The organism is Lysobacter defluvii IMMIB APB-9 = DSM 18482, from assembly GCF_000423325.1.
Taxonomy (GTDB): Bacteria; Pseudomonadota; Gammaproteobacteria; order Xanthomonadales; family Xanthomonadaceae; genus Novilysobacter; species Novilysobacter defluvii.
Genome location: NZ_AUHT01000004.1, coordinates 48,413 through 62,260, shown reverse-complemented (window position 1 = coordinate 62,260; position 13,848 = coordinate 48,413). Strand labels below are relative to the sequence as shown.

The window sequence follows — 13,848 nt, the reverse complement described above, 5'->3', positions numbered from 1 at the left end:
GTGGGCACCCCTGGCGCATCAACGAAAACAGCGTTCCCTTGCGACCCGAACTCTGCCCCCCGCACGCCGCTCGACGGAGCCGGAGCCGGAGCCGGAGCCGGAGCAGGGCGAAGGTTCACGGTAACCTGCTGACCGCCCCTCAACAAAGAAGACCTCGACGTCATCCGGCTCCACCTGCAACAGCAGCGCACCTACTGCCGTCCGACTCTAGGCGATTGGTGGGGCCAAAACACTCAGCGCTTCACCGGGTGCGTCCGGCGCTTCGGCCGGCCTGCGGTAGACTGGCTGCCGGTGAACCTAGCCCGGTGTCCTTGTTGGGTTGACTCCTAGCCGACGCGCCTCACCCAAACTCCATGCGTCCGCCCCGTCCAGCCCCGCCCGTGAGACGGCCTACGTGGCGACCCTCCTTACCGCTGGACCCGAAGACGCCTAGATGGGCGGCACCGGCTTAGTGCTCGGCATCGTTTGCATCTGATTCGGGCATCACCCCGCTGAGGAAATAGTCGAAAATGTAACACTCGAACCCCTCCAGTATCTCCCGGACCAAGCTCCTCTGGTCAACAATCTCTTGGATCGCTGAGCTGAGCCGGCAATCGGCCGCCTCAAAATCTACCACGCCTGCGTCTTGGAGCTTCCGCGAGATCATTCGAGGCAACCCGTACTCCTCGAGCTCAAACACCGTAGGCGGCAAGAAGGCATGAGCAGCGCGCACGACGAACGCAGAAACATCCACATGACGGCCCGGGTTCACAGCTTGCTGCAACGTATTTACGTCCCCGACGAGCGCTGCCAACTTGTAAGACACGTTCCTTTCAAGTTTGAAAAATAGGTCCAGGTCTATATCCAAACCCGCAAGCTCTTCGAGTAACTCTGGAATGGTGCTAACCCAGTTCTTTGCAATTACCTGAGTGAATGCGACGAACTTGGTGTATGTGGTATCCCATGCACCAGGATCAAGATAAAGTACCCTGAAGAGCGTAAATCTCCACTCCTTCGGATCCTCAGAGTTCAAATACGAGAGCCCGCTCCAGCTGCGCGGGTTCTGGCGAAGGTCGGTCAATATACGCTTGATGACGGAAGCGTCACTGGTCTGAACGTTGTGATCGCGCAAAACTTCGTCCGCATCGCGCCCTCCGAGCAGTTGGGACACCTCTCGCCTGAAATCGTCGGCGCGCCCTTTCTGAGCCACATTAAGACTGTAGTCTTCTTCAACGTCGGGTAGGCCTAGCAGCTCTTCAGGCAGCTCCAGAACCAGCTGATTCACTTGTTCGGCGGGCGGCGCCTCCAAGATAAAGACGTGACCGACGAAGTGCCGGAACATTCGACCACTTCTCCCGATAATGTTCCGGTACTCAAAATCGGTAAGTCGTGAGGCACCATTCCTATTCTTCCAGAGCACCACGTTCTGGGCCGACGTGTTAACCCCCTCGATGATTGACGACGTCGAGAGAAGGACTTGGATTCCGTCAGGATCTTCATACAGCTTGATCTGTATCTGGCCGATTGACCTGTGTAGCTGCCCGTTGTGCACGCCAACACCCCGCCGCATTAGACGGGGTAACAGCCAGTTTGGCCCATAGCTTTCAACCAGCCACTGATGGAATTCCTCCAATAGCTCGGATCCCTGTCCTTCAAACTGATCAAGCAGCGCCGTGGCAACCTCTTTGATCGCGGCATATGTCCCTGCATAGACAAGTGTTTTCCCGCCGGCGTTCTGGAGAATTTCCATTAGCGCACTTGTTTTCGCCTGCGCCCCCTGGATCGCGTGATATACTTCGTGCTTTCGTAGAAATACCGTATTAAAGTCCACGCGGTGAAAAACCATCCCCTCCGTAAATGGACTCTCTCTGAGAGACGCAATGTTCGGGGCCAAGTAGTAACGCTGCTTGGACTTTGCTCCAAACTTGAGAATTGCCCGTATAAGCGGTGCGGATCGATCCCTGTCGAACTCTCGGCTTGCTTTGTAAAATTCATCAACAATTAGCAAGTCCAGGTCTGGCATCTTCGCCGAGTAACTTATAGCTCGCTCTTGAGGGAAGATGAATATGTTTCCGGCCTCGCAAGGCTCTTCCTCGGTCGCTGTAATCACTTTAAGTCTGCGCCCGAACTTGACGTGGAGTCGTCGGCGGGTCTCATCCGCCAGGGCGAGAGTGGGCACTATTATCAGAACATTGCGTGGCCGCTTAATAGAGATGAAAGCATCGACGATGAATGATTTTCCAAAACTCGTCGGTGCGCTCAGCGCAAGGTTGGCTCCATCGAGCAACATTCTAAGGACAGTTGCTTGCTCTCTGTGCAGGACAACTTCGCCGCTCCCGGCGTCTGCACTGAATGCAGACAGCAGGTAGCGCTCGTCCCATGAAAGGCCAGTCCGTAGGTACGGATAGAGCCCGACCATCCTCGTCAATGCATTCAAAACAGGGGGCGGAGCAATATCCTGCGATTGACAGTAGTCGAGCAGTTGAATGACCCCGTCGCGTGCCTCCTGCTCGTCACCGAGTTCGAGGTGTCGATTAATCAACGCGCAACGGGCGAATAGAAGATCGTCCACACTCAAGCCCCCTTCAGCAATGCGGCCTCAGTCAAGAAGCGGTCAACCACCTTCTTCTTGCAGGGAACGGGCAGCAGGATTAGGTGGAACGTAATCTCGCCGTAACGCGCGACGCTAGGAGCAAGTGCGGCAACCTGCCGCTCAAAGTACGACTGCGCCCGCTCTTGATGCACATCGGTGATCGCATCGAGATAAGCCTGATCCTTGAGGGTTGCTGCCGCCGTCACGGAACATTCGTGCAGCAGCAGAATTGGAACGTGGATCAGGGGTTTAATGTCATCTATGGACGCTCTGTTTGAGAGCGCGGCGCGAATCCTCTCGGCCATGCCACCCGGGAGATCCAAGGTATCCAGCTCCCGCAAACTCGTGACTATCGCGTTCTCTTTTTTTAGCTTATCGGTCTCTAAGGACTTCCTTACGGAATCGACGACCGAGTCCAAGCGTGCATTCTCAATGGACGAGTAAAACTTGGCCTCTCCGAAGTACAGGAGAAATGCATCACCATCGATTGAGATGTGAACACTATCGGCTCCTTTTGCGAAGTCGTTTACATTCTGCTTGTAGAAAATTTTGGGTACTACAGGCAGCGCGCCGAAATGGAGACGCATTAAGCCGTACAGAATTATCTCCGCAATTTCGCTTCCTTTGGAGGATTCGGGCTCCTTGTCGATCAAGCGAAGATTCTTCGCCGCTTCACGTAGCCGAGAGCGATCCCCGAGCATCGCGTTCTCTCTCTCAGCTTGCGTGAGTGCAGTTTGAGCGACGTTGTCCCATAGGAAGTCATCGAACGCGGAATCTCTCCACTTCCCGTCCTCGAAATCATTAAGAAACGAGAGCAGAAATTTCCGATCGATTGGCGTCAGCCCCGACTTCGTGTTGAAGTCTAGAAAGCACCTGTCCACCACGACACTTATTGCCAAGCCCCCTCCTTTGAACCGGCGTGGTAGTCGCGGACGGCGACGCGGTTCACAGCCCCAACGATGCCGGGAAGTTGGCTGGTCCGGCGCACCCAGACCGGCCACTCACCGCCGAGCGTCACATATTCCGTCGATACTCCCCACCCACCTCATACAACGCATGGCTGATCTGCCCCAGGCTATGCGTCTTCACCGCCTCCACCAGGCTCTCGAACACGTTGCGGCGCTCGCGGGCGGTCGCCTGCAGCTCGCGGAGCGCGTCCTCCCCGATCGGGTTCCGGTTCCCCTGGAACCCGCGCACGTTCTCGATCTGCTGCCCCTTCTCCTCCGGGGTCGAGCGTATCAGCTCGATCTCGGTGGCGACCTCGCTGTCCTTGCCCTTGAAGGTGTTCACGCCCACCAGCGGCAGGCTGCCGTCGTGCTTGCGGTGTTCGTAGTAGAGCGATTCTTCCTGGATCTTGCCGCGCTGGTACATGGTGTCCATGGCGCCGAGCACGCCGCCGCGCTCGCTGATCGCCTCGAACTCCTGGTACACGGCCTCTTCCACCATGTCGGTCAGCTTGTCGACGATGAAGCTGCCCTGCCAGGGGTTCTCGTTGTAGTTCAGCCCCAGCTCCTTGGTGATGATCATCTGGATCGCCACGGCGCGGCGCACGCTTTCCTCGGTGGGGGTGGTGATGGCCTCGTCGTAGGCGTTGGTGTGCAGGCTGTTGCAGTTGTCGAACAGGGCGTACAGGGCCTGCAGGGTGGTGCGGATGTCGTTGAACTGGATCTCCTGCGCGTGCAGGGACCGGCCGCTGGTCTGGATGTGGTACTTCATCATCTGGCTGCGGGCGCTGGCGCCGTAGCGCTCGCGCATGGCGCGGGCCCAGATGCGGCGGGCCACGCGGCCGATGACGGTGTACTCCGGGTCCATGCCGTTGCTGAAGAAGAACGACAGGTTCGGCGCGAAGTCGTCGATCTTCATGCCGCGCGCCAGGTAGTACTCGACGATGGTGAAGCCGTTGCTCAGGGTGAAGGCGAGCTGGCTGATCGGGTTCGCCCCGGCCTCGGCGATGTGGTAGCCGGAGATCGACACCGAGTAGAAGTTGCGCACGCCGTGGTCGACGAAGTACTGCTGGATGTCGCCCATCATCCGCAGCGCGAACTCGGTGCTGAAGATGCAGGTGTTCTGGGCCTGGTCCTCCTTGAGGATGTCGGCCTGCACGGTGCCGCGGACGGTCTTGAGGGTCTCGGCCTTGATGCGGGCGTAGGTCTCCGCGTCCACCAGCTGGTCGCCGGTGACGCCCAGCAGCGCCAGGCCCAGGCCGTCGTTGCCCTCGGGCAGGCCGCCGCTGTACTCGGGGCGCTTCTTGCCTTCGAATAGCTTGTCGATCTTGGCCTGCGCGGCGGTCCAGCGGGACTCGTCCTCGCGCAGGTACTTCTCCACCTGCTGGTCGATGGCGGTGTTCATGAACATCGCCAGGATCATCGGCGCCGGGCCATTGATGGTCATCGACACGGACGTGGTCGGCGCGCACAGGTCGAAGCCGGAGTACAGCTTCTTCATGTCGTCCAGGGTCGCGATGTTGACCCCGGAGTTGCCGATCTTGCCGTAGATGTCCGGGCGCTCGGCCGGGTCCTCGCCGTACAGGGTCACGCTGTCGAACGCGGTCGACAGGCGCGCCGCCGGCTGGCCCAGGCTGAGGTAGTGGAAGCGCCGGTTGGTCCGCTCGGGCGTGCCCTCACCGGCGAACATCCGGATCGGGTCCTCCCCGGTGCGGCGGTACGGGTACACGCCCCCGGTGTAGGGGTAATGGCCGGGCAGGTTCTCCTTCTGCAGGAACACCAGCAGCTCGCCCCAGGACCGGTAGGTCGGCGCGGCGATCTTGGGGATCTGCAGGTGGGACAGGGATTCGCGGTAGTTCTCGACCCGGATCGTCTTTCCGCGGACCTGGTACTCGTTGACCTCGTCGGTGATGGACTTGAGGCGGTCCGGCCACTCGCGCAAAAGGCGGAGGGCGTCGGAGGAGAGGGACTGGATGGCGTCGTTGTAGCGCTGGCGGAGCGTCAGGAGGGTGCGATCCACCCCGTCATTCCCGCGAACGCGGGAATCCACCCCCTCTCCCGCTTGCGGGAGAGGGCTGGGGTGAGGGGCTTCTGCCTCTGCATTCGCATCAGGCGAAGAGCTGCCCTCATCCGCCCTTCGGGCACCTTCTCCCGCAGGCGGGAGAAGGGAAGACGACGGGTACAGCGCCAGCTGCTCCGGCAGCGCGGGGTCTTCGAGATCCCGCAGGCTCTGCCAATAACTCTGCGCCCGATCCGCCACCTCGGACTCGCTCTCGATCTTCTTGTTGATCGCCCTGCCCTGCTCGGCAATCTCCGCCAGGTAGCGCACGCGGCTCCCCGGGATCAGCACGGTCGCCCGCGGCTCCTTGAGCGAAGTATCAATTTCCGGCGCCCAATCACACCCCGGCGTCCCCCACGTTCCCTGTTCCCCGTTCCCCGTTCCCGCCTTTTCCCTCATCAAGCGACACAGGTTGGCAAACATCCAGCTGATGCCAGGATCGTTGAACTGACTGGCGATGGTCGGGTAGACCGGAACCTCTTCGTCCTTCATCTGGAACGCCACCCGATTCCGCTTCCACTGCTTGCGGATGTCGCGCAGTGCGTCCTCGGCGCCGCGCTTGTCGTACTTGTTCAGCACGACCAGCTCGGCGAAGTCGAGCATGTCGATCTTCTCCAGCTGGCTGGGGGCGCCGAAGTCGCTGGTCATGACGTACATCGGGAAGTCGACCAGGTCGACGATCTCCGAGTCGCTCTGGCCGATGCCGGCGGTCTCGACGATCACCAGGTCGAAGCCCAGGCCCTTAAGGAAGGCGATGGAGTCCTGCAGCACCACGTTGGTGGCCGAGTGCTGGCGGCGGGTGGCCATCGAGCGCATGTAGACGCGGTGGCTGCGCAGCGAGTTCATGCGGATGCGGTCGCCCAGCAGCGCGCCGCCGGTGCGGCGGCGGGTCGGGTCGACCGAGATCACCGCGATCCGCATCTCCGGGAAGCTGGCCAGGAAGCGGTTGAGCAGCTCGTCGGTGACCGAGGACTTGCCGGCGCCGCCGGTGCCGGTGATGCCGATGACTGGGGTGGAGCGGGAACGGGGAACAGGGAACGGGGAACGGGAGGACGCGGCGGCCCACTGCTTGCGGGCTTGCTCCAGCTCCGCCTCGGAGAACACGCCGTCCTCCAGCGCACTGAGCACGCGCCCGATCCCGATCTCATCGTCAAGCGACGGCACACCCGTCGTTCCCTGTTCCCTGTTCCCTGTTCCCGCCTTTCGGGCTTCCTCAGCCCTCGCCACCACATCCTCGATCATCTCCACCAGCCCCATCTTCATCCCGTCATTCGGGTGGTAGATGCGCTCGACGCCGTACTCCTGCAGCTCGGCGATCTCCTCCGGGGTGATGGTCCCGCCGCCGCCGGCGAAGATGCGGATATGGCTGGCGTCGTGCTCGCGCAGCATGTCGACCATGTACTTCATGTACTCGACGTGCCCGCCCTGGTAGGACGACAGCGCGATGGCGTCCGCATCCTCCTGCAGCGCCGCGCGCACCACGTCCTCCACCGAGCGGTTGTGCCCCAGGTGGATCACCTCCGCGCCCTGCGACTGGATCAGCCGGCGCATGATGTTGATGGCCGCGTCATGGCCGTCGAACAGGCTGGCGGCAGTGACGAAACGCAGCGGAGTGCGGGAGTCGGCCTGGGGCTCGGGGATCTGGGTCGCGGGGGTGCTCATGGGCGCACTCTTGATGCAGAAAACGGAATCGCCCGATTGTACCGCCCCCGCCTCGCCCTTCTCCCGTGCCGTTGTTCCCTTCTCCCGCCTGCGGGAGAAGGTGCCCGAAGGGCGGATGAGGGCCGCCTTTCGCTTCACCTGAACAGCGTTACCTCCGGCACGGGAACCCCTTCCACCCCAGGCGTAGAACTGACTCCAAACCCCAACCCGCCGAGGTGCCGCCATGATCTGCCTGCTCAAATCGCTGGTCAGGACAGTCCTCGCGGCGCCGCTCTACCTGGCGGCCTGGGTCCTGCAGGCGGTCTGCCCGTGACCGGGGCCACGGACCGCGCCGGCGCCCCCGCGAGGCACGCCTCCAGCACCCCCGGAACCGGCAACACGGTCACCTGGCTCGTCCTGACGACCACGGTCGGCTTCCTGCTCGTCATCGGCAGCCTGTCGGTGGACCCTTGGCAATTGCGCGTGGCGGTGGCGGGCATGGGCATGCTTTCGCTGCTGGCCGGCCTGCTGCTGGTGTTGGTGCGTACACCGCGGGGCCGGCTTTGAGGGCGGCACGGTGGGGCGTGGCCGTTGCTGCCACGTTGCTGGTGGCGTGGGCCCTGGCGGTCGGAATCCCCCCGGTCATGGCGGCGGATACCTCCGAGATGCGGACCACGGTCTGGCTCTTGCGTCATGCCGAGGCTGGCGAGGGTTCGGATCCCTCACTCTCCGGCGCTGGACGCGTCCGCGCCGGCGCCTGGCACCGGGAGCTTGGCGCACCGGCGCTGCGGCGGGTCTACGCGACCGACACCCGTCGATCCCGGGAGACCGCGGCCGCCATCGCTGCGGACGCCGGCGCCGAAGTGGAGCTGTACGACCCGGCTGAACCGGGCGCGTTGATCCGGCTGGTCGTGGAGCGGAACGAGCCCGCGGTGGTGGTCGCGCATTCCAACACCCTGAATCCGCTGGCCGAGGCGCTGGGGGCGGGTCCGGACCTGGAGGAGATCGGCCACGACGAGCATGGGCGGGTGTACCGGGTCGATCTCCCTTCTCCCGCTTGCGGGAGAAGGTGCCCGAAGGGCGGATGAGGGCCGCTTTTGGGCTGGTTTCTGAAGAGCAAAGGCAAAAGCTGCCCTCACCCCAACCCTCTCCCGCGAGCGGGAGAGGGGGCGCAGCATGGCGGGGAGAGGGGGTACAATCGCGGGTTCGTTAACCCCACAAAGCCGGCACAGGCCCTTGCGCCCCGGCGCCCGCGGAGCAGCTGATGATCTTCGAAACCCTGGATACCTTCGGCCACGAGCAGGTCGTGTTCTGCCACAACAAGGACGCGGGCCTGAAGGCCATCATCGCGATCCACAACACCGTGCTGGGCCCGGCGCTGGGCGGTACCCGCATGTGGCCGTACAAGAGCGAGCAGGAAGCGCTGAACGACGTGCTGCGCCTGTCGCGCGGCATGACCTACAAGAACGCGGTCGCCGGCCTCGACATCGGCGGCGGCAAGGCCGTGATCATCGGCAACCCGGCCACCGACAAGTCCGAGGCGCTGTTCCGCGCGTTCGGCAAGGCCGTGCAGTCGCTGGGCGGCCGCTACATCACCGCAGAGGACGTTGGCATCGACGTCAACGACATGGAGCACGTCTACAAGGAGACCGAGTTCGTCACCGGCGTGCACCAGGTCCACGGTGGTTCGGGCGACCCCTCGCCGTTCACCGCCTACGGCACCCTGCAGGGCCTGATGGCCGCGCTGAACGCCAAGTTCGGCGACGAGGAAGTCGGCAAGTACAGCCACGCCGTACAGGGCCTGGGCCACGTCGGCATGGAGTACGTGAAGCTGCTCAAGGAGCGCGGCGCGAAGATCTTCGTCACCGACATCAACCAGGCGCTGGTCGACAAGGCCGTCAACGAGTACGGCGCCGAGGCCGTGGGCCTGGACGAGATCTACGACGTCGACGCCGACGTGTACTCGCCGTGCGCGCTGGGCGGCACCGTCAACGAGGAGACCCTGCCCCGCCTGAAGGCCAAGGTCATCTGCGGCTCGGCCAACAACCAGCTGGCCACCAACGCCATCGGCGACGAGCTCGAGAAGCGCGGCATCCTCTACGCCCCGGACTACGCGGTCAACGCCGGCGGCGTGATGAACGTCGCGCTGGAGATGACCGGCTACAACCGCGAGCGCGCGATGCGCCAGATGCGCTCGATCTACCACAACGTGGCGCGCATCTTCGAGATCGCCCAGCGCGACGGCATCCCGACCTACAAGGCCGCCGACCGCATGGCCGAGGAGCGCATCGAGGTGATGGGCAAGCTCAAGCTGCCGCTGGGCCGCAGCGCCCCGCGCTTCGAGGGCCGCATCCGCGGCGGTGCCTGAGCCGTAGTGATGTAAACCGACGACGGGGCTTAGTGCCCCGTCGTTGTTTCTGACTGGAGAACGTGATGCGCCCCTTCCCGCTTGGTGAGGAAATCGATTCCCTGCGCGAAGCCGTCCGCCGCTTCGCCGAAGCCGAGATCGCCCCGCTGGCGGAGAAGGTGGACCACGAGAACGCCTTCCCGCAGGAGCTGTGGCCCAAGCTCGGCGAAATGGGCCTGCTCGGCCTGACCGTGCCGGGCGAGTACGGCGGCAGCGAAATGGGCTACCTGGCCCACGTGGTCGCGATGGAGGAGATCTCGCGCTGCTCCGGCTCGATCGGCCTGAGCTACGGCGCGCACTCCAACCTGTGCGTGAACAACGTCTACGCCAACGGCACCGAGGAGCAGCGGCGCAAGTTCCTGCCCGGCCTGTGCAGCGGCGAGCTCAAGGGCGCGCTGGCGATGAGCGAGCCCGGCGCCGGCTCCGACGTGGTCGGCTCGATGTCCTGCCGCGCCGAAAAGCGCGGCGACGTCTGGGTCGCGAACGGCAACAAGATGTGGATCACCAACGGCCCGGAGGCCGACGTCCTCATCGTCTACATGCGCACCGCGGGCAAGGACGCCGGCAGCCGCTGCATGACCGCCTTCCTCGTCGAGAAGGGCATGAAGGGCTTCTCCACCGCGCAGAAGCTCGACAAGCTCGGCATGCGCGGCTCCAACACCTGCGAGCTGGTGTTCGAGGACTGCGAGATCCCGGCCGAAAACGTGCTGGGCGAGGTCAACGAGGGCGTCCGCGTGCTGATGAGCGGCCTCAACACCGAGCGCCTGGTCCTGTCCGGCGGCCCGCTGGGCCTGATGCAGGCCGCGCTCGACATCGCCCTGCCCTACGTCCGCGAGCGCCGCCAGTTCGACCAGCCCATCGGCTGCTTCCAGCTGATGCAGGCCAAGATGGCCGAGATGTACACCGCGCTGCAGTCCAGCCGGGCCTTCGCCTACCAGGTCGCCCGCGACTACGACGCCGGCCACGACAGCCGCGTCGACGCCGCCAGCTGCCTGCTCCACGCCAGCCGCAACGCCGTGCAGGTCGCCCTGGAGGCGATCCAGGCCCTCGGCGGCAACGGCTACATCAACGAGTACCCGACCGGGCGGATCCTGCGGGATGCGAAGTTGTATGAGATTGGGGCGGGGACGAATGAGATTCGGCTGATGTTGGTGGGGCGGGAGTTGGTGGGAGTGAAGTAAGAGCGGGAACCGGGAACGAAAGGTCTGCCGGGGCTGGGAGGGCGTTGCCCTTCGGTGCCTTTCAAAGCACTCCGCTACGCCCGCCCGCTTACCAGGAGTGATCTCCAACGAAGGCCGGCGCACGACCCGCCGCGCCGACCTCCCGTTCCCGGTTCCCGGTTCCCGCTTCTACCCCTCCCCCCTCAGAACCCGACGACCCAACTGGCGCTCGCCCCCGCCCACGTCTCCCCAAACTCCCGCCTCGCATCCACGTCGAAGCCGAGCCGGCCGAGCGGCAGCGCCATGCCCACGCCGAAGCCCAGCACGCCGACCTCGTCATCCAGGCCGGCGCCGGCGATCGGCGACCAGGCGTCCAGGCCGGTGAAGCGGGCGGCGACGGCCTGGCCCGACTGGGACAGGGTGTGTTGCCACTCGATGCGGCCGGTCAGTTCGACGCGGGTGTCGCCCCACCACAGGCCGCGGTCCAGGCGGACGCCCGCCAGGGCCTGGTCGGCGCTGTAGCTCGAGCCGGTGGTGCTGAGGCCGAAGCCGGCGGCGCCGGACTCGCTGAAGCCGTCGCGGTCCAGCTCCAGGCTCTGCGCGCCCACGTACGGGGTCACGGTGCCGCCGCCGATGCGGAAGCGGTGGCCGGCCTGCAGGCCCAGGGTGGTGTGGGTGGTGGCGTAGTCGGCGCGGACGCCGAAGCGCTCGCCGCCCAGCAGCACGTCGCGGTGCACGTCGCGGTCCATGCGGCCGTGCGCCAGGCTGCCCATCAGGTAGGTGCCACCCAGGCTGTCCCAGGAGGCGTAGACCCGGGTGTCGAGCTGGCGGTTGCGCTCGCGGTCGCGGCGCAGTTCGTGGCGGCCGGAGCCGTCCACCTGGCCTACCGCGGCGCCGACGGTCAGGCCCGGCGCCAGCCGGAGGTCGTGGCCCATCATCCAGCCACGCGAGTCCAGCAGGCCGGCGTTGGACCACAGGCCGCGCTCGCCGTCCAGGCGCTCGGCCCAGGAGCCGGCGAAACCGCCCTGCCCCAGCCGGTCAAGACGGCTCTCCAGCGCATGGCGGCCGCCCTCGACGGCCATCATGGTGAAGGCGGTTTCCGCACCGTGCATTTCGCCCGACAGGCTCGACAGCGAGGTCTCCGCGGCCGCGGCGGTGGCACTGCGCTGCAGCGCGCCGGCTGCCTCGAGGAAGCCCGCCGTGCCCGGTCCGTCGCCCATGCCGGGCAGCGCGCCGCGGTCGATCATGCGGAACGCCTGCTCCACGCGCTCGGCGGCGGAGAGGGCCGCGGTCGGCATGCCCAGCGACTGCGCCGTGGCGCTGACGTCCAGGCGCTCGATGTCCAGCCACACGGTGGTGTCGCCGTATCCAAGGCTGGCATCCAGGAACACGCCATCGGCGGCGTACAGGCCGTCGAAGCGGCCCTCCACGCCCTCGGTGGCGTGCAGGAAGGTCTCGCGGCTGGAGTGGACGTAGCCTTCGGTCAGGCCGGTCACCAGCGCATCGCCGTCGAGCGTGGCGGTGCCGATCACGTCCAGGCGCTCGCCGATGTCGAAGGCCAGGGTGCCGCCGTCGGCCTGGGTGTAGTTGCCGCCGATGACGTGGTCGGTGCCTTCCGGGTTGGTGCCGATCAGGGCGAGCGTGCCGCTGTTGCTCACCGCGCCGCCTACGCCGATGTCGTCCAGCAGCACCAGGCCGTTGCTGCCGATGCGCAGCTCGCCGGGGATGTCGTGCAGCGAGGACAGCACGCCGCCGTTGACGATGGTCGGGCCGTCGTAGCTGTTCTCGCCGGTCAGGTCAAGGTGGCCGCTGCCGGTCTTGGTGATGCCGCCGGCGCCGGTCAGGTCGTTGCCCCAGGTCGACATGCCGCCGTTGAAGTCCGCGCGCGCCTGACCCCAGTCGAGCCGGCCCGGGCCCTTCACCGCCGCGCCGACGTCCAGCAGGCCGTGGCCGAAGGTGCGGTCCACGCCCACCTCGCCCAGGTCGAGCGCGGTGCCCAGGATCGACTGGCGCACCATGTCGGCGTCGAAGTACGGGAAGGCCTCCCACACCAGCGCCGCGGCACCGGACACCTGCGGGGCGGCGAAGGATGTGCCCCGGTAGATCCAGTAGCTCGGGTCGCCGGCGGGGTCGTCGACGTCGCTGACGATCACCCCGCCCGGCGCGACCAGGCAGTAGGCGGCGGCCTTGCCGCAGGCGTTGGAGTAGTCGGCCAGCTCGTTGACGTCGTGGCTCTTGACCGCGGCCACCGCCAGCCAGCCCTTCTCCAGCACCTCCGCGCCGGCGCCCATGCTGGGCAGCGCGGCGGTGTCGGAGGGCTCGTCCAGCCCGTCGTTGCCCGCCGCGAACACCACCAGCCCGCCCCACTCCACGTACGGGCGCATGCCCTCGATGAAGGTGCGGGTGACGGAATCTCCGCCGGTCCAGTACAGGCCGCCCCAGGAGTTGTTGGAGATCCGGGCCCCGCTGCGCATCAGGTCCTCGTGCGGGATCGCGAGCCAGGAGCCGTCGGTGACCTCGTTGCCGCGCCCGGAGCCGTCGTCGTCCGGCGGGGCGTCGGAGATGATGCGCGCCGAGACGAAGTCGGCGCCCTGCGCGATGCCACCGGGCAGCTCGCCGAACGGGTTGCCGCCGGCGATCTGCGCGACGGCGGTGCCGTGGCCGAGCACGTCGTCGGTGCCGAGGTCGTTGCGGGCCGGGTCCAGGTAGGTGTAGCTGCCGGTGACCCGGCCCTGCATCATCGGGTGGTCGCGACGGATGCCGCTGTCGAGGAAGCCGATGGTCACGCCCTCCCCGGTGAACCCGGCGTCCTGCGCCTCGTAGGCGTTGGTCAGCGCCAGGTGCACGTCGACCGCCGGCTGCGGGTCGTTGCTGGTCGGCGGCGGGTCCGGCGGCGGAGGGGGTTCGACGCGGACGTTGGAGCCGCCACCGCCTCCACCACAGGCGCTCAATGCCACCAGCGCGGCGACGGCAAGGGCCAGGCGCCCGCGGCGCAGGCGGACCGGTTGCTGCAGATTCATTGCTTCCCCTCCGTGAGGCACGACTGCCCGACCCCCGAGACTGCC

The 13,848-nt window shown here is 65.5% G+C and carries 8 protein-coding genes; 4 read left to right on the top strand and 4 right to left on the bottom strand.

Going from position 1 to position 13,848, the window contains the following annotated elements; genetic code table 11:
• Positions 1-448: 448 nt before the first annotated feature.
• The 3 genes from G545_RS15125 to G545_RS0100330 form a co-directional block, all read right to left on the bottom strand.
• Complete coding sequence (locus G545_RS15125; RefSeq protein WP_331439584.1) at positions 449-2,551, bottom strand: DEAD/DEAH box helicase; 2,103 nt, start codon at positions 2,549-2,551, stop codon at positions 449-451.
• A 2-nt stretch (positions 2,552-2,553) separates the two neighbouring features.
• Positions 2,554-3,471: a HamA C-terminal domain-containing protein gene (locus G545_RS0100335; RefSeq protein WP_027068664.1), complete on the bottom strand. Its 918-nt coding sequence runs from the start codon at positions 3,469-3,471 to the stop codon at positions 2,554-2,556.
• Positions 3,472-3,586: 115 nt separating this feature from the next.
• Positions 3,587-7,237: a methylmalonyl-CoA mutase family protein gene (locus G545_RS0100330; protein ID WP_027068663.1), complete on the bottom strand. Its 3,651-nt coding sequence runs from the start codon at positions 7,235-7,237 to the stop codon at positions 3,587-3,589.
• Between the two features lie 309 nt (positions 7,238-7,546).
• Here G545_RS0100330 and G545_RS0100320 point away from each other — a divergent pair, with 309 nt between their 5' ends.
• The 4 genes from G545_RS0100320 (at position 7,547) to G545_RS0100305 (ending at position 10,804) form a co-directional block, all read left to right on the top strand.
• Entirely contained in the window at positions 7,547-7,783 is a 237-nt protein-coding gene (locus tag G545_RS0100320; protein ID WP_027068662.1) for a hypothetical protein, read from the top strand.
• A gap of 17 nt (positions 7,784-7,800) precedes the next feature.
• Positions 7,801-8,304: a histidine phosphatase family protein gene (locus G545_RS14805; protein WP_052106792.1), complete on the top strand. Its 504-nt coding sequence runs from the start codon at positions 7,801-7,803 to the stop codon at positions 8,302-8,304.
• Between the two features lie 176 nt (positions 8,305-8,480).
• Positions 8,481-9,584 (top strand): Glu/Leu/Phe/Val dehydrogenase dimerization domain-containing protein, encoded by a 1,104-nt coding sequence (locus G545_RS0100310; RefSeq protein WP_027068661.1) that lies wholly within the window; start codon positions 8,481-8,483, stop codon positions 9,582-9,584.
• A gap of 65 nt (positions 9,585-9,649) precedes the next feature.
• Complete coding sequence (locus tag G545_RS0100305) at positions 9,650-10,804, top strand: isovaleryl-CoA dehydrogenase (protein WP_027068660.1); 1,155 nt, start codon at positions 9,650-9,652, stop codon at positions 10,802-10,804.
• Between the two features lie 182 nt (positions 10,805-10,986).
• Here the strand turns inward: G545_RS0100305 and G545_RS12925 are convergent, their stop codons facing one another.
• On the bottom strand, positions 10,987-13,803 hold the full coding sequence (locus tag G545_RS12925) for a S8 family serine peptidase (protein WP_052106793.1): 2,817 nt from the start codon (positions 13,801-13,803) through the stop codon (positions 10,987-10,989).
• Positions 13,804-13,848: the final 45 nt, after the last annotated feature.

Excerpts from the sequence above, each read along its gene's own strand:
- G545_RS0100330 (WP_027068663.1), bottom strand. The coding sequence starts at position 7,237 with ATGAGCACCCCCGCGACCCAGATCCCCGAGCCCCAGGCCGACTCCCGC.
- G545_RS0100310 (WP_027068661.1), top strand. The coding sequence starts at position 8,481 with ATGATCTTCGAAACCCTGGATACCTTCGGCCACGAGCAGGTCGTGTTC.
- G545_RS0100305 (WP_027068660.1), top strand. The coding sequence starts at position 9,650 with ATGCGCCCCTTCCCGCTTGGTGAGGAAATCGATTCCCTGCGCGAAGCC.
- G545_RS12925 (WP_052106793.1), bottom strand. The coding sequence starts at position 13,803 with ATGAATCTGCAGCAACCGGTCCGCCTGCGCCGCGGGCGCCTGGCCCTT.